A 21,886-nucleotide genomic window follows, 5' to 3' on the forward strand; every position below is an offset into this window, starting at 1 on the left:
AATAGAAATAAGATATGAACATTCATATAAAATCAAAATATCCGGTTGCAGCACGTAGCATATTTACTATGCTGGCTGTAGCTGTGTTGCTGGTGCTGCCTACGGGTTGCACTAACGACAGCGAGCTTACAAATAGTGAAGGGCAGAGCACTCTCACTGTTCTTGGCTCCATCAATTTAAAGACCTCTGTCAGTACTACCCCAGCGGCAAGCACCAAGTCAGTAACAACACGTGCATTGGCTCCTATTTATAGTTACTACATGGTAGAAGTCAGCTTTGATGGGCATGATGGCAGTACTACTGATAAGCCCATTTCCGTGGGATATTACCGCACTTTAGTTGAAACGAGTTTAGCCACACTTACAGATTTATCTGTAGGTAAAGGTACTATTACCGACTTGAATTTGTCGCCCATATCCGTAGCCGATCTTGCCACCGTGGGCATTACCCCTGTGGGAACAAAGTCTGACGGTTCGCTGTTTGTGCCGGCTTCTGGTGAGTTTAACATGCGTATTCATGGTTTACCAATGGAGTTTAACGGTGCTCTTCCAGCAAACATGAATGCTCTGTTGCAAGGTACTGAATATGATAGTGCTGATCTTTATACCTTCTGGACGGGAAAGGCAAAAATGAACGGCGCAAGCCTTATTGCTACAGCCGACCTTGCTGCTGCCGATGGAGCAGCACCGGCCAATGGTGCTATCCTGTTGCGCTATCCTTATGCAAGGGTAAACTTCAATGTTATCGGTGCTTATGGAGAGGCCACAGCTGCACAGCCATATTTGGCTAGTGACGAGTTCTTTGTATCTTCTTCTTTGGTTAAATATCCTGATCCAAAATGGTGTAGTATTCTTCAAACTGCCAGTACATCTGCTTTTCAATCTCCATGGTTTCTGAAAGAATTTGTAGACAATATTTCATGGACTAATACAGAAAACAGGGTGATTTACGGCTTATTCGTTTCTCAGGCAAACAAAGAGAGCATAGCTGCCAACGGTGCCAGCTTTAAAGAAGGACAAACGCTTTTTACCTTTAGGGGGCAGAAGACAGATGCTTACAATGGTAAAACCTACAATATTGTAGTACCCACAGGCGGAATTACCTTTTGGGCAGGTCACATTTACACTTACACTATCCGTCTTACAGAGAGCAAGGCAGTTATAGAGAGTGTTACAGTTAGTGGATTTACTAGCGAAGGAGATTATAACATTGACCTCAACGGAGATGTAACCGGTGGTAATAAAAAGTAAAATGTGAAGAGTAAAAAATAAATAAAAGAATATATATATGAAAGCAACATATAATAAGTTTAATACTTCGGTAAGCCGAAAGAAAAGCTTTTTACGCTTTTCATGCTGTTCTTCACTAGCAGCCGTTGCCATACTGGCAATACTGGCAACTTCCTGCCAGAATGACGATGCAACTGCGCCCGCTACGGGAGGCACACCGCTAGTCATAGGTAAGTTGAATGTACAGGGAACATGTAATGACGCTAATGTAGGTACTCGTGCCTACAACGGCGATAGTTATACCGCATGGCAATGGGGGGAAGGCGAGGAAATTATAGTGAAAGCTATTAATGGAACGGAGCGTATTTCCTATTCATCTACCTACATGCTGGGTGGTGATGGTAGCTGGGTGGTGAAACCCGGTTCCACTCTCAGATTTGACGACAACGGTCCTAACACCTACCCCGAAGCCATTTATACCCAGGATATAGACGGAGGAGATTACAAATTCACAATCAATAGCTATGGAGGTACTGCCAAAAGTACGCTTGGAGAAGAAGAAGGTTTTTCAGATGCTCCGTTCTATACAGATCAAAGCACAAAGACCCGTTATCAGGGTACGGATTACCTTTTTGGCACTGCAACGCTGGGAGCAGACCATGCACTTACTGCTACGCTGCTTCACTAGAGTGTAGATGTAGCCATCATTGTAAAACGTGGTATAGGCTGGGGCAGTACAGAAGAGGATGCTCGCACAGCTTTCCTTACCCATATTACAGACAAGGCTGTGCCTAAAATACCAACAAGCTATGATCAGTACGCTGTTACTCCTTTCTGCTCATACAAAAATGGTGATGAAGCTGTTTACCGTGCACATATCCCTGTAAGTTATTTCCATAAAGGAACTGCTAGTTGCGGTACTCAAACCACTACGATAGCTGGCGTAACATATAGTTACATCAACGGTACACTGACCAATGCACAGATCTTGAAGTTAACACATGTAACAGGTGCAGATCTTACTGCTACATACAACTTAACCTCGGATGCCACAAGCGGCATAATGCAAGGTAAGCGCCTAACCATAACCATTACTTACGATAACATCGCAGGACTTTCTACGCATGGTGTCACTATTGGTAACTGGACTACCGTAAACGGTGGAGAAATGGATGGTAACTATATAGGTACAGCTAGTTAGTGAGAAACTAAATTATAAATTAGAAATAGAATGAATACAATAAAGAATAATATAAAAAAGTGCACTTCATTTGCCAATGTGGCGTGTGTTGCGCTGCTTGCCGGCATAATGACGGCTTGTGCAGACGATAGCACAGCAATTGACGACGCTGTTAACGGAGGACGCATACTCGCAGCGCAGGTTGCGGGTGTAAGCATACAGGGTGACTGTATTGATGGGGTAGCTGCAAGAAGTGTAGCAAGCCGTGCAGACGCCATTCCCCAACCAAACAAAGTAATTACAGATTTTGAAGAGGGAGATGTGTTCTATTTTGAATATCGCAATAGCGTAGAAAATGAACCCACTGCTTATGTAAAAAAGCAGGCAGACGGTTCTTGGAATACATATAGTGACTATGAAGGAACAACTCCTCATACGGTTTATCTAGATGCGCAAAGTGAGAGTACTTCTTATCCTGCTGAATACCAAGGATTCACAGGTACTTTGCCTGCAGGGCAGACAGAGCTTACAGCAGGCTTTAGTACTAACATTGTAGAAGGTTGTTATTACACTGCTGCCCCAAGTGGTAGCACTCATGGTACATTGGTCTGTTATGATGCTCTTCATAGCACAGGTAGCACATCAATTGTTACTGATGGCAATAAGCGTACATGCAAACTGACATATGCTTTCACTCACCTAAATTATCTTTTAACGCTCAATGTGGCTAAGACTGCCGAAAGCACCCTTTCTGAGGTTACATCAGTAACATGTACAGTAAGAGTTAAAAATGGTAGTGGCGTATATGAATATTATGACATAGAGGCTACTTCTACAGGGGCTACTGCTACTACAGATGGTATAAATGCACCGCAGTGGCATGTTATATTACCTCCCTATACCGATCTGTTTGAATTTTTCCTTACTTCAATCAAAGTAAAAGGACAACTTGCCAATGGCTCTGAATGGAACTACACAGCAGACCTCGAAAAGGCAGGTACAGCTTTTGCAACCACAAGAGGTTATAGTCGTACAGCCACACTTACAGTGGACGATCGTGCCACACTTACCCTTGGCGCTGCAATAGATAGTTGGACAAGTGTAGATGGCGGCAACTCTTCCATATCACACCCAGGCATACGCACAGCAGCAGATCTTGTTGCCTTCCGTGATGAGTGGAATACCAATGGTGCAGCAGGCAATTACTCCAACTGGACACTTTCAGGTGGTGCACCTACAGCTGCTAACCCCGTGGTACTGGCAAATGATATCGACCTACAGTCAGTTTGTAGTGAGTCTCTAGCAAAAAGCTGGACACCGATAGGTACTTCCACAATGCCTTTTACCTGTGGATTCAACGGATTAGGGCACACCATTAAAAATATGTATATCAATCAAACTTTGGCTGATAATGGAAATTATGGTCTCTTTGGTTTTGCAGAAGGAGCCTATATTGAAAATGTAACACTCGATAAACCTGTAGTAAAAGCAATAACTGGAAATGTTGGTGCACTTATTGGTCTGGGAGGAATATGTAAGTTTATTGCTTGCACAGTTTCTAACCCTACTATTGCTCTTCAGGGTGACGGCACTAATGTCGGAAACATTGGTGGTATAGTTGGTAGTAATAATGGTGGCTGCATTGCAGTGTGTCGAGTTATAGGTACTACATCTATTACCGGAGTTTCGCTTGATGAATCTGCTACTGGTGGTATAGTAGGTGTAAACACAGGTACCGAGGGATATGTCTTCGCTTGTTATGCCAATGTGAGTACATTAACAGGATCTGTCCGCTACACTGGTAGTATAGTGGGACTTAACATGGGGAATGTGTTCACTTGCATTGGTAACTCGGCTACCATTTTGGTTGTGGGTACCTCCACTGCAGGTAATATATCGAATTTAATCAACATTACAGGTACAGATTTCAATTCCGTTGTAGGTACTTACAGCACTAGTTATACCAGCTGGGCTGATGCCAAAACACTCAATGCTGTCATTGGAGTGTATAATCCTTCGTGGTTAAATGATCCTGTCCGTTACATATTCCAGACAAGTACCGACGGATTGCCACAGGCAGTTAGAAACTACGATTTACAATTAACCTATTAATCTAAGAACATATATAATGAAAATAATAAATAAACTTGTTGCACTAGCAGGCATGGCAATGCTTACCGGTTTGGCTACATCTTGCCAGAACGAAGATATTGCCTGTGCAGACAACGGTCAACCGCTGCCACTTAATTTAAGTGCAACACTTGCCGGTGGGCAGGGAAGTGGCGAACTAACTCGTGCCGGTGAAGAAGGAAGTGTGGCTATGAACATTCCTGACGGAACAACGTTGACTATCCATTATTATAAAACAGCCGAAGGAATTAGTGGAGTTAGCAGGCAATATGCACTATATACTACTACCAGGCAAGTTGATGGTAGTGGAGCTGTGAGTTATGCTTTGAACTTGAGCGACGGATACAAAGACATTATTGACTATACCCGCGGTAAAGATTATACATTAAGATCTTACGCAGCAAATAAATTCTCTATTTCGCAGCCTCGCACTGATGGTAATTCGGGTAATTATGATGTCCCCTTCTATTCAATAATTGGAAGCAGTATACAAAATCCTGCTATCACAGCCAACTCTGCTACTCGCAAAGCTCCATACACATTGCAGATAAAGCTACTTTTTGCAGGTATGCGTTTTCAGTTTAAGTTGGCAGATGATTTGAAACTGGCAGGTTACACAGCTCAGTTTATTGATTTTACCCCAATGATGGGTGATACTGAAGATCCCACTTTACAAGCAGATCGCAGGGCATCACTCGCTGCTACTTCGTGTGCAGTGATGGGTGCTGTGAACACAAATGTTGCTGTTAGCGGAGGAGCAACGGCTGGTATTCTTACCGTAAAGTTTACCAATGTTACAGAAGGAATAACCGAGGAACGCAAGTTGCGCATCACCCTTCCAATTGCAGGTATAGCTACTCCGGAAGCAGGTAAGCTTTACACCTATAATGTAACGGTAGACCGCAAGGAAGCATTAACAGCTCAGACTGTGCAAATAGCTTCGTTTACCACTGCTAATGGTAATGGTAATGGCGAGGACATTATACAGGGAGGTGACGGGAAGCTGAACTGGACGTATGATTTTGCCAGAATGACCACCGACCAAATCGCTGCTCAGATTACTCAAATAAAAAGTCGGATGGCGAATATTGTAGTCCCGGGCGGCACCAGCGATGGAATTGTGGCGCTTACGCTTAATAATCTGGGAGCTCTGCCTGATGAAGCATTTAAGGATTGTAAGCAGTTAGGAACTGTAACTCTTCCTACTGCATTAACCGTGGGGCAATTGGCTTTTAATGGCTGTACTTCACTTACCGGTGTAAGTTTTCCAAAGGTAACATACATTAAGTCTGTTGCTTTCGAGAACTGCAAATTGCTCACTAATGTAAACTCGCCTGCAGTAACACAACTTGGAGAAGGTGTTTTTATAAATTGCTATGCGCTTACCAAAGTGGATTTGCCTGCGGCAACACAAATTGGAGTTAACTCTTTTGGTTACTGCACATCACTATCCAGCGTAAACCTGCCTGAAGCATTATCCATCGGAGAATCTGCTTTTGCTTACTGCACATCACTTATCAATGTGGAGTTGCCTAAGGCTAAAAAAATAACCGGAGGTACTTTTTTTGAATGCACATACCTTACCAGTGTAAGCCTGCCTGCTGCAACAACAATAGGAAATAATACTTTTGAAAAATGTTCTGCACTTACCACGATAAAACTTACATCCGTGGAATCAATAACTCTTTCTACAGATGTTTTCAGAAGCTTTACAAACTTTGCTAATTGCACGCTATATCTCAACGCCGATAAGCAGAACGGAACTGGAAGCGTAACACCACTAGTAGAAGCCGATGGCCTTACATGGGGTGGAGTTACATGGAAAGCTATACAGTACGAGTAACTAGTAACCGGGTAATCAAAAATAGAAAAAAATAATCATGATAGATAATAATAAAACGAATAGCAAAAGTAGCAGAGTCGTTCGCTCTTTACTGACCCGGGGGGCAGCGTTTGCGCTGCTTGCTGGCATTGGAACTTCATGCTCGCAGTCTATGGACGAAGAGGCAATGACACGCACTGGTGCGCCGATGACGGTTACTGCCACCATGCAAGGTGTGGGTAAGCCTGCCGTTACTGTCTCAGATGTAGTTTCAGGCAGTGATGCAATATTACCTTCCTCACGAACTACTGCCAGCGATGTTGCTACCGGCGTAAGTTACACCGCTGCATGGCAAAAAGGAGACGTGGTGAATGTTACCTTTTACTGTTATAGTGATGCCGGAGCAACAACAGAGATAGCAGCTTCCCAAATGGCAACAGGAAACATCCAAACGCTTACTTATGATGGCACGGCATGGACGGCAACGCCCGCCTCGTTGCGCTTGCCTGTTGGCACATATTCTGTAAAGGCGGTTTATGCTTACAGTCGTACTTACTCTTCAGCTGATGATTCGCCTGTTGATGCAACCACTACCAGTATGATTATTAATAGGGGCACAGAACAAATAGCAGGACAAAGCACAGTTTTAATACCGGATGACATTACCGAAACAGGTATTGCCATTGCCCCAGCCACCGACAAATGGCAGAGACAAACAGCGTTAGTGCGCCTCACAGGCCTACCTTTGGGGAAGTCTGTATGTATTAATGCAAAATATAGAGATTATTATTTATATTGTCCAACAGTGCAGACTGCTGATCCTACACAATATGTCAACGAAGCACTAACGGCGACAGTTTATTATCATTGGCCGATAAATAATTCTGTTACAGTAAGCGCTAATGCTATTAATGGACTTGTGAAACCCATTTTCAATACCGAGGCGGGCCGTATGTATAGTATTCATGTTCCTGTGTTGTTTCTCACAGACTACGAAGACAGTGGACAAAAATGGAATAATACTTATGCCAATTTCTATAACAATGGAACCGGTGATCCAAACATTAACTATTGTACAAGTTGGATAATAGATCTTTCAGCTGTAAGCGAAGCCGATAAACCTGCAGCTCTAACCTTTATTAATGATAAAGCTAAAGCTTGCAATAAGAAATTGAATATAACCCTAACTGGTATAGAAGTACTGCCTTCTGGAGCTTTTCTAGAATGTGATAAACTTGAAAGTTTATACTTGCCTACAGTGACAATTGTTGAGGAGAATGCTGTTCGCTATTGTAAAGCTCTTACCAGTGTAAGTATTCCTAAAGCTACAACCATTGGTAAATTGGCTTTTTGTGACTGCACAGCACTTACCAATGTTAATCTTCCTTTGGCAAATGATATTGGATATAGTGCTTTTTTTAGATGCTCAGCAATTACCAATTTGAGCTTACCATCTGCAATAACTCTTCAGGAATATGCGATTTATGGTTGTTCCTCTCTTGTTAGTGTTGATTTACCGGTTGCAGAAGAGGTAAAAAACTTTGCTTTAGGTAGTTGTACTTCAATTAAAAGTATAACACTGCCGTCTGCAAAAAATCTTGTTGGTGGTGTCTTTGCAAGTTGTTCATCGCTCAACTATGTAGATTTGCCTGTTGCTTCAACTTTAGGTCTATCTAATTTTATTAATTGTAACGTACTTAATACCCTTAAGATTACAGCTGCAGGTAGCCTCAATATTAGTTCCCAAATATTTGAACAATTTTCTAATTCTGAGAACTGTACACTATATCTTAATGTAGATAAGAAGCCTGGAGGTACGGGATGGCCACTAACTGATTCTGATGGCATCTCATGGTATGGACGAATATGGAAAGCTATTCAGTATGTGGAATAGGAGTTATAAAAGATTGATAACATGTAACCAAAGTAAATGAATCGTTATGATAATTATTAATATAAATAAGAACAAAAGTGGTAAAGTAGTTCGCTCTTTACTGACTAGTGGAGTGGCGTTTGCCCTGCTTGTCGGCATTGGAACTTCGTGCTCGCAGTCTATGGATGAGGAGGCAATGACACGCACCGGTGCGCCGATGACGGTTACTGCCACCATGCAAGGTGTGGGTAAGCCTGCAGCTACTATTTCAGAGGTAGTTTCAGGCAGTGATGCGACATTACCTTCTTCACGAACCACAGCCAGCGATGTTGCTACTGGTGGAAGTTACACAGCTTCATGGCAAAAAGGAGACTTGGTGAATGTTACCTTTCATTGTTATAGTGATGCCGGAGCAACAACAGAGATAGCAGCTTCCCAAATGGCAACTGGAAACATCCAAACGCTTACTTATGATGGCACTTCTTGGATGGCAATGCCTACCTCGTTGCGCTTGCCTGTTGGCACATATTCTGTAAAGGCGGTTTATGCTTATAGCCGTACTTACTCTTCAGCTGATGATTCGCCTGTTGATGCAACCACTACCAGTATGGTTATTAATAGAGGCACAGAACAAATAACAGGACAAAGCACAGTTTTAATACCGGATGACATTACCAAAACAGGTATTGCTATTGCTCCTGCCGCCGACAAGTGGCATAGACAAACAGCGTTAGTTCGCCTAACCGGCCTTGCCCTTGGACAAGGAGCAACGGTTACTTCTGCTAGTGGAATAGCTACTACCGTAAGTTGCCCAACAGTACAAACTGCCAATCCTACTCAGCCAGCCAATGCTGCACTTACTTCTACAGTCTATTTGCACCAACCGGTAGACGACCCTGCTAACACAACTGCTGTTACCACAGTAACTGCGGACGGAGTGAGTGGGGTGGTGAAACCAACATTCCACGCAGAGGCTGGCCGTTTGTATAGCATAAATTCACTGATGCTCTTAGTGCAGCAGGGAGCAGGTGATGAAGATGGTGGGCAATACTCAATATGGAGAGGTACTTACGCGCAGTTTTATAACAATGGCATTGGCATTATAAATATTGATAAATATAAAGAATGGATTATTGACCTTTCAGCTGAAAGCGACAAAAATACAGCTGTTAGTTTTATTAAAGCAATTGCAAATCTCCGCACAACAGCAGTGAATATGACACTTACGGGTATTGAAACACTACCGGATAATGCTTTCGATTCTTGTACCAAACTTTCCAGCATAAGTCTGCCTGTTACAACAAGCATTGGAAACTTTGCATTTTCTGATTGCACTTCGCTTTCTAGTGTAAATTTTCCTATGTTACAAAGCACAGGAAACTATTCTTTACGAAATTGCAAAGCGCTTGTTAGTGTCAGTCTACCCAAAGCAATAACAATTGGTAGAGATAGTTTTTATGGTTGTGATATACTTGCTAATGTGGATTTACCGCTTGCTGAAAGTATTGCAGATGATTCTTTTTCATTCTGTATGGCACTAAAAAATATTAGCCTTCCTGCTGCAAAAAGTATTGGAAGAGGTGTTTTTTATGCTTGTTTGGCACTATCCAGTGTGGACTTGCCGTCTGCTACAAGTTTTGGCGAGATAGTTTTTGCCGGCACACCTCTTACCACGCTAAATCTTACGGCTACAGGTGCCTTTACTCTTGATTCAGGTACCTTAAGTAACTTTAGCTATTTTGGGCTCTGTACACTTACTCTTAACGCAGACAAGACGGGTGGAAGCATATATCCACAAGTAGGAACCGATGGTCTTACATGGTTTGGACAAAAATGGAAAGCTATACAATACAAGTAGCAAATCATCCATGCAGCATACAAGAACCTACGGATACATATCCTGATATCCTTCATGCATAGTGGATGATGGGAAACAGAGAAGAAATTATTAATAACTAAAAAAATGAAGACAATAATAAACAAAAACAAGCAGAGCAGTTATGGAGTACGTGGAAAGAATGGCTTTTCACTCCTTTCATTCTGTTCTTCACTTATGAGCATTGTGCTGTTGTCACTGCTCATGGCATCCTGCTCGTCCGACGAGGACCTTACCGTTGCCAATCGTGATATAATGAAAAATGCTGACGGAAGCATCACTATTCATCGATTGTCGTCTGTGGCACTCCCTGGTGGTTTCACAGCTGCTACTCGTGCCATAGTCACCCGTGCTGGAGAAATCACTGAAGCAGTGGACGAGAAAACCTCATGGGCAGAAGGCGATCGCCTGCACATAGGAATCACTATAAGCTCAGTAACCGACATTGAAATTTACCGTTACGCCACTATGCAGTCAGATGGCTCATGGTTGCTTAATGGCGATATAACCATTCCCGCAAGCGGAAGATGCATCATAGATTTCGCTTATTTAGGGAAAAAATATAATGGTGTGGATTTTAATGATCCTACACAAAACCCTGATAACATTGCTAAGAATATATATGGTACTGCATGGGCCGAAGGAACTGCTGTTAGCAGAATGAGTGGGGTATACCTTGCCCAAATGTATAAAACAGCTGATGCCACCACAGGTATTACCACCTATAGCGATATTCTTCTAGCAGAAGGAAGATGCACAGATGGTACCTGGAACACCACCGAAAGCGAATATTCTGTTACAGCCAACCCTACAGATGGTGTCTTTAGCATTACAATGAAGCATGGCTCGAGACGCATAGCTGTAACAGCGTGTGACCTGTCTGCCTTGGGTAGCGGAGCATCAGTAGCATCCATCACAGCCAAAGTGGTAAGCACTACAACCGGTACGCCGACTGATTATGCAACAGTCAGTCTGTTCCCCTCATCAAGTGAGGTAGCAGGTACACAGCCTTCGGGAACTACACCATGGAAAGCGCAGCTATATAGCACCTATACTGTATACTTGCAATCGTTTTTAGTAACTCTTACCGACGGAAGAAAAATTACAGTGACCGTACCCAATTCAAGTGGATCTTTCGATGGCATTGGCCGCCAGATGGCCGATAAGGGAGGAGATGCATACGTTTACCGCCTCAACTTAAGTCCTGGAAGTTGCACCGCCACTCCGGATGCTAACTTCACCGTTCCTGGTTGGCAAACCGGCGAAACCGGAGCACCAACTCCCATTTATACTCGTGAAGACTTGGAAGCCATTGCCTCTAACTTGGGTGGAAACTACATTTTGATGAATGATATAGATTTAAGTAAAAGTAATTGGGCACCGCTGGGTAAAACCAATGCAGAAGCATTTACCGGCAAGTTTAACGGGAACGGGCACAAAATAATAGGGATGAAGCTTGTCTCTTCGGAAACAGGTGGATATTTAGGCTTTTTTGGAGTTATAAAAAGAGGTATTGTTTATAATCTGCATTTCAGCAATTGTACCCTTCAAACATCTCATGGAGGATATAACGGAACACTTGCGGGAGGGCTTGACAAAGGTTTTGTATCCAACTGCAGTGTAATAAATGGTAGCTTAACCGATAATACTACATCAGGATTAAATGGCTGGGGTGGTGGTCTTATAGGATCTATAAATCCTGGTGATGCAAGTGTAGTTCACTGCCGTGTGTCCAATATGAATATGGAAACAAGTTACTATGGATATAATCTAGGGGGCTTAGTAGGCTCACTAAGTTTTAATACCAAAGTTTTAGCTTGCTACACAGATGGCTGTACACTTAAAACTCCTGCCGATCCTAATGATACTAACTCAGGAAGTGTTGGCGGATTAATGGCCGCAATGGAAGGTGCATACGTTTTAGGCTGTTACGCAACCAATGTTTGTACTACCGGCTCGGATTTCAGTAATGGTGCTCTTATAGGCTATATTTCTAAAAACTATACATCTTATGGAAATCTGGCCTCATGCTATGCCACCAATGCAAGCGGTAGTGAAGCTAAAGCTGCTATATGCAAGGACGTATTGGAAAGATATAGCTACGTACCTCTGGGAGCCACCGATTATAGTTCGTTGGTAGCAGCAACTTCTGCTTCATTTACCAATATTGAAACCGTAGTTCTTTCATCATCAGGCTCACTTTCTATCGCTTATCGTACATGGAATGCCACCGGCATCTGGAGAGTATCCGAAGGTGCAACCATCTCTCAGGCTCCACCAATATATTGGGGATACAACGGAGAGTAACAGATAAGAAAAGAGAAGAATAAAATAACAAATTAATTAATAACGATTAAAATGATTTTTGCAATGAAAAAACAAATGAACAAAATAAGAATGTTTGCCGTAGTCGCTTTTATGGTGGCAGGATCACTATTTACATCTGTAAATGCACAAATAGAATATATAGGTATGCGTACAAATCTGGTGCCACTCAGAATGCTTTCTCCTTCATTAGGAGCAGACATACAGATAGCCGGTCGCTGGCAGGCTAGCATTGATGGTCATGTCTCTTTGCTGAACAAGGAGGGTGATTATTTGCAGATCTCGGGAGTTGGAGCCGAAGGACGCCGCTATTTCAATGCTGCCACCTCTGACGATATGCTTTCCGGGCCATATATTGGTGTAAGCACCCGTTATATGAAGTACAATGACCAATTACTAAGTACTCTTGGACGTGATGGTTGGCACTACACTGCCGGAGTTACAGGTGGTTATACATTTCCACTGTTTAGTAACTTCAGTCTAGACCTTGGGTTAGGTCTGGGATATGTGCATACCGACTTTGAACGTTACGAGTACTATGCACCTACCAGTGAAAGCCGCTTTACAGGAAGAAAAATTAAGAATTCTTTCGGCATTACTCAGTTGGAACTGTCAGTAGCATACCACTTTGATCTTAAATAAGAGTCATAAGATATTAATCCTATCAATGTAATAATACATGGAATTAATGAATAAAAACAGAACAGGCAGCTTTCGCATATCATTAATATGCGGGTTGTTACTCGCTGTTGTTACTTCGTGCGGCAATGACGACTATAAATCTATTTACAATCCGGATGGGACGGCGTCTCAAAATCCAGGAATGTTTACTATAAACCTCAAAGGCAGTACCATAACCGATGCCGATGCAAAAACAACAGTGATACTTACATCAGCTGATAACAAAAGTTATGCGGTAACTCCGTCTGTTGCAACCAATATAGAAGCCGGGACTTATACAGTTACAGCTGTTAAGATACCTTCCGGCTCTTTGTTGCCTGAGGGAATGTCGGTAACATCGGCAGGTCTTGTAATGGAGCCTTCTAGAAGTGACAATAAACTCTCTTCATTACCTATTTTCGAAGCAGCGCAAGAGGAACTAAATGTGCAATACAATAACAGTATTACAAAAAATATGGCTCTTAAGCTGATGACACGCCGTCTCATTGTAAAAGGGGCTCTTGTTGGAGCTGATCCTGCAGCGATAAAGGACATTGATGTAACTCTAAGCGGTATAAGCAACGTCCGTCTTATAAATGGAGATGTGGTAACAAAAAGTATAATACCTCGCTCTGACAATGCTGCTAATATTGTTTCATACTATGTTGATAATGCAACACAACCAGCTTCCGATGGAGCATTCAACACATCATTTAATCTGCTCGGTATTAACACTGATGCAACTCAGATACTTCGCATATTAGTGACATTCGGTAACGGCAAAACATTTACTTACGAGCAGAATGTAAGTACCCTGCTCGCTAGTTTCAATACATCTTCGTATGATGTTTCCTTGAGACTTGATGCAATAATAAACTTAGGAATAGATGGTATTTCAGGAACCATAACAGGCTGGACTCCAGGTTGGGATGAAGGTGGAATGGGAGAGTAATATTAAATTATTCCTATTCAGTAAAACGTTTTTATAATAGAAAGATTAAGGGGCTATTCCAAAGTAGGATAGTCCCTTAATTTATAATTAAATAAGTGTTGAAACCACTGAAAAGAGTAATGTACGGAATATCTAGCGACATGCTGCTTGAGATATAGATGTGTTGTACTACAGCTGATTTTGCTTAACTTGTTTATTGTAAGAAAGAAAGCATACCCATAGAGAAGTCTTTATTTTCACATAATTTTTTTAGGAATGCTTTGGTGGCTTGTTTCATATAGCTGTCCTTAATAACATGAAAAGAACCTTGCATATTACATTCGCAATATGCTATAGGAACTGCTACTACATCAGTACAATTAATAACGGTTGCTCGCGAGAGAAATGTAACCAATTTGCTCCTTGCAACAAGACGTAAAAGGAAATTTATATCGTTTATTTCAAGGCGTATATCTAAACGAGGCTGATTAATAGAATCCAAGATATTGTCAAGAGTAGAACGAGCCTGCATACCTTTAGCAGGAAGGCATATTAAATGGTTTTCCAGAGTTCGGAAAGATACATTCTTTTCTTTAGCTAATATATGATCTTTAGAAACTATAGCACAAAGGGAACTGTCAAATAGTATATGAGATTCAATATTTGCTTTTCCTTCAAGTGGTTTGTAAGATAAAGCGGCATCAATCTGTCTGTGAATCAACATATCCAATAGCTCTTCCATAGACTTACAATAAATATTTAGTCGTATGCCGGGATAATCTTTCATAAATTCCAACACGGTGTCTTGTAGCAAAGGTGAGAAAGTATAGGATGTACCGATATTTATCTCACCACAGTATAGACCTTTTACATCTTGAATATTGTCTAAACAGGCGTTGGCATCTTGTAATATACGTAAAGCTGAAGGCAATAGTGCATTCCCCATGTCTGTGAGCCACATCTTATGTTTATTTCGCTCGAAAAGTTTTACGTCTAGCTCTCTTTCAAGTGAAGCAATCTGTTGTGAAAGTGTACTTTGTGTTATGAATAATGTGCGAGCCGCCTCTGAGAAATTGAGTTTTTCGGCTGTTGTCACAAAATATTTAAGTTGTCTAAGTTCCATATATTTTTATTTAGTTGCCTCAAATGATAGCTTTTTTAAGAAGAATATAGGTAATGAAATGCCTACTACCATTAAGAAAATTACGCTAAGAGTTATAATTAAGTTGTATCCAAACAAAAAGAAAAAATGGTCAAAATCTTCTTTACCATCTACTCCCATCAATCCTATTAATCCTTGTACCATATGATAGGCATACATCCCTGGAATCATAGGAAGTAAAGCAGGGAAGGAGAGGCTTTCAGCAGGACACTTTGCTTTTCCTGAAATGATAACCGCAAGAAATCCAATGAATAAGGCAGCTATGAAATCGCCACAGATAATGTTCAATCCTACATTTCTCATTAACAAAAATCGTACCACATGTCCTAATCCGGCAATAATGCCACAATATTTAAGAGATTTTATAGGAGGGTTGCTTATTGTTGCAAAACCAATGGAGGCGATTGCACCATAAATTAGATCTTCTATCAACGATAGTTCCATAATATCAAAGATTTAATAAATAGTTTCCTAATACGAGTCCGGTACCTAGCAGATAGTCGTTTCTAAAGCCGAGATAAGCCAAGAAAGTGCACAAATATGGTGCCCGTTAATTAAGTCGCTGAATGCATTTATATATGGGATTCCAGGTACTAAATATAGGACACTCGTAGCAAGGGAAACTTCAGGTGTATTCCCAAGTCCGTACATTGATGCACCGCATGATAATACGGAAGAGATACTTGCGGCAAAAATGGTTGCTATGCGTGCATCAATACCAATTTTGTTAACCAATTCGTGTTTAGTATAGAACCCACTTATTGTAGCAATTAGAACAAAAAACATTGCCCAATAATCACCACCAAATAACCTACAAAAAGATGCATTAGCTAAACCTGCCATTATTGTCACTATCGCAATATGGCATCTTTTCTTCGATTTGATTTCTTCCAATATTTTATTTGCAGTAGCCACGTCCAATCTTTCTTCAACCACTCTCCAACTTAATCTGCTCAGTTCTGTGATAGAATAGAAGTTTATCCCCATTGTTCGGCTAACGACACGCACTACCGATTCATCGCCCATTGTCAGCATAATTTGAACATGTTTTGGCATAATGGTTATTATTACCTTAATATTGTAGAATTCGGCCATGCGTCCAATATTCGTTTCAGTCCTTAGTGACGTTGCTCCTGATGATAGGAGAGTTGTGGCATAATTACTGAAAAAATCAATTGCATGTGTCCTGTTAATAGCTTCTTGTTTATGCAGATTACAAGTCATCGTCTTCGCCTTCACAAGTATATATACTTTTATGTTCTATTCCAATGATGTGATATTTACTATTTAATGCTATAAATTTACAACATACACTCTTCCCAAAAGCTAAGATAATAACCATAGCTATAAAAGCCCAAAAAATAATCAATCCAAATTCCATATCTTAAATACTTAACTAATTTCCGCTGCAAAATTACTCTGCATATATGCTATGGATTGTTGTTCCTTAATGTTTCTTTCTTTAACTGTTATAGATAAAAACTGCAATTTGGATTTGTTTTCATAGGCTAAATTTAATAAGGAGTATCGTTTTGCGCTTTTTGTAGAAATATGTTTAATGGAAACTTTTCCAACAGACATAAAAGGTATATGACCTATATATGTTTTTTGGCTGATAATAATGGTTCACAATTTCGTAACGTTAATTGGAACTTTTATTGTTTTGACTTATTAAGAGCTAATGAGTAGAAAAATGTTAACTGTAATGACCTTATTATTAATTAATGCTGTCCAATACAACATATTTACACTATTGAGTGTCAGCGTTTTTGTCCTTTAAACGGTACAAAGTTCATTTTGACAAATAGACAAATTTCTACAGGAAGTTTGTCTATTTGCTTTTCAGATATTTGCACGTGCGTGCTGTACCGTAATTTTTAGCTTTTTTCGTACAACCAAAAATAAAATGGAAAATATTGATTTTGTAGCTGTTACCATACTTGTGTTGCAAAATGGTTTGCAGGAGTAAAGATACGTCTTATTCTTATATTATCATAAATATCACATTATGATGTGATTGTAATCCTGCTTACACACTAATACTATTATGAAATTATCAAAATCATAATAAAATGTGATTCTAATATCTTTTTTAGAAAAAAACACTATATTTGCGATGAAAATCACAATAAGATGTGAATATGGATGATAAAATAAAATTATTACGGGTAGCCATTGGCGAGCAGATACGTCTCCGTAGAAAAGAACTTATGATTACGCAACCAAATTTAGCAGATATTGCTGGTGTTAGTGTCAATACGCTATACAAAATTGAGCGTGGTCAGGCAAATCCTACTATCGAGGTGCTGGGTAAAATTTTGGATGTGCTGGGGCTGGAAATTACTGTGGGTGTGAAACAACTAAAATTATAAGCAATGCGAAGTGCAAAAGTATATATGAAAGGTCTTGAAGCCGGAACTCTAACCGAGAATGATAACGGGAGTTATTCGTTTGAGTATAAACCGGAGTATTTTGCCAATAGCTTGATGCCGGAGGTGAGTTTAACATTGCCTAAAACGCAAACGAGGTTTACGAGCGATTATCTGTTCCCGTTCTTCTTTAGTCTGCTATCCGAAGGTGCTAATAAAGAGGCTCAGTGCCGATTGTTGAAGATCGACGAGAAAGACTATTTCGGACTTCTTCTCGCTACCACATCACACGATACAATAGGAGCAATAACCGTTAAACCGATTGAATTATGAAACTGACACATTGCCCGTCAACCCTTGCGGAAGGGTATGAAACATATTCTCCTATTGCTCTGAGAAATCTTTTTGCAGGGAAAAAAAGTCTCTCATATCCTTCCTTATGATTCTCCCGAGAAAAACGAAGAGGATAAAGAGAAGTTTATAGAGAATATAGACCAAATTTCAATTTCAGGAGTACAAGACAAAGATGTCTGCATTGTTGAAAGAGGCAAGATACGTCTATCGCAAAAAGGAGAACAAAGTACGCATATCTTAAAGCCGATTCCGCTAAGTCGTTTGCGAAGAGTGAATGAAATCCCCGCAAACGAAAATCTAACGATGCAGATTGCTTCACAGGTATACGGGATTGAGACCGCCGCCAACGGCTTGTGCTTTTTCAAAACAGGCGAGCCTGCTTATATTACCAAACGTTTTGATGTTGGGACGGCAGGTGTAAAGCTACGCAAAGAGGATTTTTCCTCGCTGGCAGGCTTGATGCCTGTAAACGGTGGAGGTAATTATAAATATGAATACAGTTACGAAGAATTGGCCGAGCTGATACAACGCTATATCCCCGCTTGGCGCATTGAGATTGAGAAGTTTTTTAAGATTGTACTTTTCAACTTTTTATTCTCGAACGGCGATGCCCATTTGAAGAATTTCTCTGTTCTCGAAACTTCAAGAGGCGATTTCCGATTGGCGCCCGCTTATGACTTATTGAATACGCACCTGCATGTTGATGATAGTGATTTTGCTTTGAGTCGAGGGCTGTTTCGTGATGGAGAAAAATCTGAATTTTTGAAATTTAACGGCAAGGCTAACGGTCGTTCCTTCGAAGCGTTCGCGAAATGTATCGGAGTAAGTGAAAAACGTGTGGCTGAAATATTAACTCAGTTCACTACTCAATATCCATTAACCGAACAACTTATAGAAGCCTCCTTTCTGCTGCCCGACACTAAGAAAACCTATCTGGCGGAATACCGTCAACGCAGAAATAGGCTCAAGGATATGAAATGAGATATTAAAAATTCTATTTTCTCATTTGCCGAAGGCTTACAATAAATAAAACAAAGTGAATGTTGTCTGAATCGTGAATTAATCTTAGCCAAATTTCCTAATAAAATACAGCCAAATTCCTGAATATCGTATTCGCACCTATAAATGAGTGTAATCACTATGGCAGATAATGATTACAAGATCACAGTAATAGACTTTCTACTGAATTGTCCTTTTATCTATACTTCAAACCTATTAACATTAGAAATAGGGTCAACCATACAATTAATAAATTATAACCTTTCGGGTCTAATTTATTACTTGATAATTGTAAATATACCTGGTAGAATATAGGATGAGGAGCGTTTTACTGAATCCTATTGTATATTGAAAACATTCACATAAGCCCCATAGAAACAGATAAGGCAGAGCCTTTTTCATCTCTGCCTTATTACGTTTGCGGTCATAAACCTTTTTGGACTTGTGCACCCCTGCAATACTTACAGGGCGTTGGTGATTCTCAATCTCCGCCAAGCGAGAAGCCCGCCTATTGGCTTTGATGTAATCACGCTGAGTAAATGTTCTTATTTTCATTGTTACATCAATTATTTCATTGTAAAGGTAGTGAATTTATTCTATAGCAGAAATCTTTAACGCTTAAATTACTTTCAACCTGTTGGTGGTAAATGTTATTAAAAGATTTACGACTTACATGCCCCTAAGTGTTTAACCAATACACAAACAAAGAGAAGTCCATTCGTCGTCATTGTACTAATCTAACTCTCTCTTTAGATCCATCCGACTCTGTTTTCCACCAAAGGTGCTACCCTCAAAGTTGCCTAGGGCAGAGTGCTAGGAGAGATAGGGGCATCTATCATCGGACGAAGGCAGACTTTGAGAGAAATGAGAAAATACAGACGGCTTTCGTGTCGCTTGGTTCATCTATGCCGGCAAATCCATTTTTATAAATTGCCAAGCATGTTGCCACAAATATGTACAAATAGAGAGAAGATATAACCTAAAACTAAAGATGTACCTTTTTTATTATACTTAAGTCCTAAAACCAGTTACCTTTGCAAATGATTTATAATATTTTAGATATGGAACCGAAGAAATACTCTTGCGTAGAATGCAAAATGCGACGCAAATATGAAGAAAATCCAAGATCATTCATTGCAAGATTTTGGCATTGGCATACATCCTTTTGTCCGGGATGGAAAAAATATTATAACAGTTTGTCTGAAGAAGACAAATCGTTGATGAAAGAGAAATATAATCTCAAATAACATTTCTGTGTTATTACAGCTGATACGACCACTCAAATAATTGGTCCCCTTTATCAGAACCTATTGGTATTTGAAGAATGATACTTCAAAGGAGGTGTTACAAGCTATTGTTTCCAATGGTCTGATGAACTTATGCTTTTATAGAAGTGGTGATCTTGATTATGCTGGACTTGGTAAATATAAAACAGGTTTCCGAGTTTCGTTATCTACCTGTTAGTGATAAATTGATGGAAACCAATGCCATCTTACGTCCTTCATAGACCTTAGGGATGTTGAAACGTTCACAACGAGCCAAAATAGTCTTGCGTCTAATGTGATATTTCTCAGCGATTTCATTGGTAGTGTAGTACTCTGAATCTACTTTCTTTTTGCTAAAAGATGGGCGTTTTTTATAGTCAGGAGCTTTGTCAAAAGCCTTCTCGATAGCAGACGCTCTAATAGTAGTTGCAATAAAATGGTTTAAGTTGCTGGTAGTTAATTACTTGCCAATACACTCTATTCACATTCTTAGTTTTCAACACTTTGCATTTTAAAAGCTACGGCAGGTCATTTTATTTTCTTCTCAAGAATAGTTGAAAATTCATTGCATTGTATATCAACGCTTTGTAAGTCTTGCTCGTACCTCGGCTTTTGAGGTTGCCTTTTTGCCTTGAAACTCTGGGCACAAAGGTACGAAAATACAAGTAAAAATGAGTAAAATCAAGATGGTATTAACTTATTCGGTTTCGAGAATCAACATGTTCGGTACTTGTACGGTGTACTATTTAATTATTGATAGTTCGCAATGAACATACAGCAATACATCGTTTATAAATGCATACACTCTAATCCTCTTGTTCATAATAGTATGAATAGTCAATACCCTTCATGAATGTCTTACGATCATCAATCTTATCAGTAAGAGCAGATTCTAGAACTGCTTTATTGGTATACCATCAGCCACACTGCGAGTCATAGCATCAAGATAGCTTTTCTAGTTCACCAAACTCCAATCTACACATTTCTTCAAACTTTGCTTCAACATTAGGTCAAGCCATATTCTCGTACTTCTACCGTTGCCTTCACGAAATGGATGAGCAATATTCATCTCAACATATTTGTCGATAATGTGCTCAAAAGTATCCTCAGGCATTTTGGCAATGTCAATCAATGTTTGTGGCAAGTATTGCGCCATGGCAATTGGAATCCGCCTTTGGCTATATTCACGGTGCGTATCTGCCCAGCAAAGTCGTACAATCCACCAAAAAGATAAGCATGAATCTGCTGCAAACCTTTTATGCTACCCACTTCGATAGTACTAATCATACTACTTTCAAAGAGGGCATAAGCTTTGGATTTACTTCTTCCATCAATCGTTTAATCACTATTTGTAAACCATGCTACAAAGCGAGAAGCTTTAGTATTTGGAAAACAAGCCGCAATGGCAAGTACACCATCTATGTCAAGAACATCAGTGAGTCGTCGATTACCATCAGGTGAGAGTCGTTTCAACTGGTTAGTGGCACTAACCACTTCATTCTGCTCGTTCTTTAACTTCGTTTACAGATACTTCCAATAGTTACGATTCTTTGTATAATCATATTGTGCATTCAATGCACCTACTATATCGAGTACAGAAAACCACCATTTGGAATTTGTCTCATCCCAAACGGCTCTTACCTCAAGGTCATCAAAGAATCTTATTGATATTCTTTCTGTCATATCTTTTATTATTTCTGATTACAGTTCT

General features: G+C 40.2%; 20 protein-coding genes and 1 pseudogene. 16 read left to right on the forward strand and 5 right to left on the reverse strand.

The features are described from left to right. The first annotated feature begins 14 nt into the window (after nucleotides 1-14). From JCM15092_RS08940 to JCM15092_RS08985, 10 genes are all read left to right on the forward strand, one after another. On the forward strand, nucleotides 15-1,250 hold the full coding sequence (locus JCM15092_RS08940; protein ID WP_024994366.1) for a fimbrillin family protein: 1,236 nt from the start codon (nucleotides 15-17) through the stop codon (nucleotides 1,248-1,250). Between the two features lie 37 nt (nucleotides 1,251-1,287). Continuing rightward, a complete protein-coding gene (locus tag JCM15092_RS08945; RefSeq protein ID WP_024994367.1) occupies nucleotides 1,288-1,917 on the forward strand; it encodes a hypothetical protein in 630 nt (209 codons plus the stop codon). Between the two features lie 99 nt (nucleotides 1,918-2,016). Continuing rightward, on the forward strand, nucleotides 2,017-2,430 hold the full coding sequence (locus JCM15092_RS08950; protein WP_024994368.1) for a hypothetical protein: 414 nt from the start codon (nucleotides 2,017-2,019) through the stop codon (nucleotides 2,428-2,430). Between the two features lie 30 nt (nucleotides 2,431-2,460). Beyond that, entirely contained in the window at nucleotides 2,461-4,521 is a 2,061-nt protein-coding gene (locus JCM15092_RS08955) for a hypothetical protein (RefSeq protein WP_024994369.1), read from the forward strand. A gap of 16 nt (nucleotides 4,522-4,537) precedes the next feature. Further along, a complete protein-coding gene (locus tag JCM15092_RS16630) occupies nucleotides 4,538-6,382 on the forward strand; it encodes a leucine-rich repeat domain-containing protein (protein ID WP_024994370.1) in 1,845 nt (614 codons plus the stop codon). Between the two features lie 151 nt (nucleotides 6,383-6,533). Continuing rightward, nucleotides 6,534-8,255, forward strand: coding sequence for a leucine-rich repeat domain-containing protein (locus JCM15092_RS08965; protein WP_024994371.1), 1,722 nt, complete (start codon nucleotides 6,534-6,536; stop codon nucleotides 8,253-8,255). A 46-nt stretch (nucleotides 8,256-8,301) separates the two neighbouring features. After that, the gene (locus tag JCM15092_RS08970; protein ID WP_084488519.1) at nucleotides 8,302-10,092 is read left to right on the forward strand and encodes a leucine-rich repeat domain-containing protein; all 1,791 of its coding nucleotides are present in this window, start codon (nucleotides 8,302-8,304) and stop codon (nucleotides 10,090-10,092) included. A gap of 105 nt (nucleotides 10,093-10,197) precedes the next feature. After that, complete coding sequence (locus JCM15092_RS08975; protein WP_024994373.1) at nucleotides 10,198-12,417, forward strand: hypothetical protein; 2,220 nt, start codon at nucleotides 10,198-10,200, stop codon at nucleotides 12,415-12,417. A gap of 63 nt (nucleotides 12,418-12,480) precedes the next feature. Continuing rightward, entirely contained in the window at nucleotides 12,481-13,077 is a 597-nt protein-coding gene (locus tag JCM15092_RS16635) for a DUF3575 domain-containing protein (RefSeq protein WP_159101385.1), read from the forward strand. A gap of 46 nt (nucleotides 13,078-13,123) precedes the next feature. Further along, the gene (locus JCM15092_RS08985) at nucleotides 13,124-14,047 is read left to right on the forward strand and encodes a hypothetical protein (protein ID WP_148296634.1); all 924 of its coding nucleotides are present in this window, start codon (nucleotides 13,124-13,126) and stop codon (nucleotides 14,045-14,047) included. A 193-nt stretch (nucleotides 14,048-14,240) separates the two neighbouring features. Here JCM15092_RS08985 and JCM15092_RS08990 read toward each other — a convergent pair whose 3' ends face one another. Genes JCM15092_RS08990 through JCM15092_RS15605 form a run of 3 tightly spaced genes read right to left on the reverse strand, consistent with a single transcriptional unit; the run spans nucleotide 14,241 to nucleotide 16,427 of the window. Further along, complete coding sequence (locus tag JCM15092_RS08990; RefSeq protein ID WP_024994376.1) at nucleotides 14,241-15,149, reverse strand: LysR family transcriptional regulator; 909 nt, start codon at nucleotides 15,147-15,149, stop codon at nucleotides 14,241-14,243. A gap of 6 nt (nucleotides 15,150-15,155) precedes the next feature. Further along, nucleotides 15,156-15,632: a threonine/serine exporter family protein gene (locus tag JCM15092_RS08995; protein WP_024994377.1), complete on the reverse strand. Its 477-nt coding sequence runs from the start codon at nucleotides 15,630-15,632 to the stop codon at nucleotides 15,156-15,158. Nucleotides 15,633-15,677: 45 nt separating this feature from the next. Then, a complete protein-coding gene (locus JCM15092_RS15605; protein WP_204367513.1) occupies nucleotides 15,678-16,427 on the reverse strand; it encodes a threonine/serine exporter family protein in 750 nt (249 codons plus the stop codon). A 902-nt stretch (nucleotides 16,428-17,329) separates the two neighbouring features. Here JCM15092_RS15605 and JCM15092_RS09010 point away from each other — a divergent pair. The 3 genes from JCM15092_RS09010 (at nucleotide 17,330) to JCM15092_RS15610 (ending at nucleotide 18,892) form a co-directional block, all read left to right on the forward strand. Next, complete coding sequence (locus JCM15092_RS09010) at nucleotides 17,330-17,560, forward strand: helix-turn-helix domain-containing protein (RefSeq protein WP_024994378.1); 231 nt, start codon at nucleotides 17,330-17,332, stop codon at nucleotides 17,558-17,560. A gap of 3 nt (nucleotides 17,561-17,563) precedes the next feature. Further along, entirely contained in the window at nucleotides 17,564-17,890 is a 327-nt protein-coding gene (locus JCM15092_RS09015; protein ID WP_024994379.1) for a HipA N-terminal domain-containing protein, read from the forward strand. Nucleotides 17,891-17,962: 72 nt separating this feature from the next. Further along, nucleotides 17,963-18,892: a type II toxin-antitoxin system HipA family toxin gene (locus JCM15092_RS15610; RefSeq protein ID WP_369384648.1), complete on the forward strand. Its 930-nt coding sequence runs from the start codon at nucleotides 17,963-17,965 to the stop codon at nucleotides 18,890-18,892. Nucleotides 18,893-19,180: 288 nt separating this feature from the next. On the opposite strand, the gene JCM15092_RS17560 is transcribed toward JCM15092_RS15610, so the two are convergent. Continuing rightward, nucleotides 19,181-19,465, reverse strand: a complete 285-nt coding sequence (locus tag JCM15092_RS17560) for a hypothetical protein (protein WP_024994380.1) — start codon at nucleotides 19,463-19,465, stop codon at nucleotides 19,181-19,183. 128 nt (nucleotides 19,466-19,593) lie between these two features. Here JCM15092_RS17560 and JCM15092_RS17080 point away from each other — a divergent pair, with 128 nt between their 5' ends. The 3 genes from JCM15092_RS17080 to JCM15092_RS17230 all read left to right on the forward strand — a co-directional run bounded on the left by JCM15092_RS17080 (nucleotide 19,594) and on the right by JCM15092_RS17230 (nucleotide 20,374). Beyond that, complete coding sequence (locus tag JCM15092_RS17080) at nucleotides 19,594-19,839, forward strand: hypothetical protein (protein ID WP_148296635.1); 246 nt, start codon at nucleotides 19,594-19,596, stop codon at nucleotides 19,837-19,839. 132 nt (nucleotides 19,840-19,971) lie between these two features. After that, nucleotides 19,972-20,157 carry a hypothetical protein gene (locus JCM15092_RS09030; protein WP_024994381.1) on the forward strand — a complete coding sequence of 62 codons (186 nt, stop codon included), beginning with the start codon at nucleotides 19,972-19,974 and terminating at the stop codon, nucleotides 20,155-20,157. 70 nt (nucleotides 20,158-20,227) lie between these two features. Continuing rightward, a complete protein-coding gene (locus JCM15092_RS17230; RefSeq protein WP_159101386.1) occupies nucleotides 20,228-20,374 on the forward strand; it encodes a hypothetical protein in 147 nt (48 codons plus the stop codon). Between the two features lie 607 nt (nucleotides 20,375-20,981). Here JCM15092_RS17230 and fic read toward each other — a convergent pair. Beyond that, nucleotides 20,982-21,858: pseudogene (fic, locus tag JCM15092_RS16880) on the reverse strand (protein adenylyltransferase Fic). Between the last annotated feature and the right edge of the window lie 28 nt (nucleotides 21,859-21,886).

The sequence above is a fragment of the Phocaeicola paurosaccharolyticus JCM 15092 genome (genome assembly GCF_000613805.1).
GTDB classification, from domain to species: Bacteria; Bacteroidota; Bacteroidia; order Bacteroidales; family Bacteroidaceae; genus Phocaeicola; species Phocaeicola paurosaccharolyticus.

Bases quoted from the DNA above. Each gene is read 5' to 3' on its own strand.
- JCM15092_RS08940 (WP_024994366.1), top strand. From the start codon at position 15: ATGAACATTCATATAAAATCAAAATATCCGGTTGCAGCACGTAGCATA.
- JCM15092_RS08945 (WP_024994367.1), top strand. From the start codon at position 1,288: ATGAAAGCAACATATAATAAGTTTAATACTTCGGTAAGCCGAAAGAAA.
- JCM15092_RS08955 (WP_024994369.1), top strand. From the start codon at position 2,461: ATGAATACAATAAAGAATAATATAAAAAAGTGCACTTCATTTGCCAAT.
- JCM15092_RS16630 (WP_024994370.1), top strand. From the start codon at position 4,538: ATGAAAATAATAAATAAACTTGTTGCACTAGCAGGCATGGCAATGCTT.
- JCM15092_RS08965 (WP_024994371.1), top strand. From the start codon at position 6,534: ATGGACGAAGAGGCAATGACACGCACTGGTGCGCCGATGACGGTTACT.
- JCM15092_RS08970 (WP_084488519.1), top strand. From the start codon at position 8,302: ATGATAATTATTAATATAAATAAGAACAAAAGTGGTAAAGTAGTTCGC.
- JCM15092_RS08975 (WP_024994373.1), top strand. From the start codon at position 10,198: ATGAAGACAATAATAAACAAAAACAAGCAGAGCAGTTATGGAGTACGT.
- JCM15092_RS16635 (WP_159101385.1), top strand. From the start codon at position 12,481: ATGAAAAAACAAATGAACAAAATAAGAATGTTTGCCGTAGTCGCTTTT.
- JCM15092_RS08985 (WP_148296634.1), top strand. From the start codon at position 13,124: ATGAATAAAAACAGAACAGGCAGCTTTCGCATATCATTAATATGCGGG.
- JCM15092_RS08990 (WP_024994376.1), bottom strand. From the start codon at position 15,149: ATGGAACTTAGACAACTTAAATATTTTGTGACAACAGCCGAAAAACTC.
- JCM15092_RS08995 (WP_024994377.1), bottom strand. From the start codon at position 15,632: ATGGAACTATCGTTGATAGAAGATCTAATTTATGGTGCAATCGCCTCC.
- JCM15092_RS09010 (WP_024994378.1), top strand. From the start codon at position 17,330: ATGGATGATAAAATAAAATTATTACGGGTAGCCATTGGCGAGCAGATA.
- JCM15092_RS09015 (WP_024994379.1), top strand. From the start codon at position 17,564: ATGCGAAGTGCAAAAGTATATATGAAAGGTCTTGAAGCCGGAACTCTA.
- JCM15092_RS17560 (WP_024994380.1), bottom strand. From the start codon at position 19,465: ATGAAAATAAGAACATTTACTCAGCGTGATTACATCAAAGCCAATAGG.
- JCM15092_RS09030 (WP_024994381.1), top strand. From the start codon at position 19,972: ATGGAACCGAAGAAATACTCTTGCGTAGAATGCAAAATGCGACGCAAA.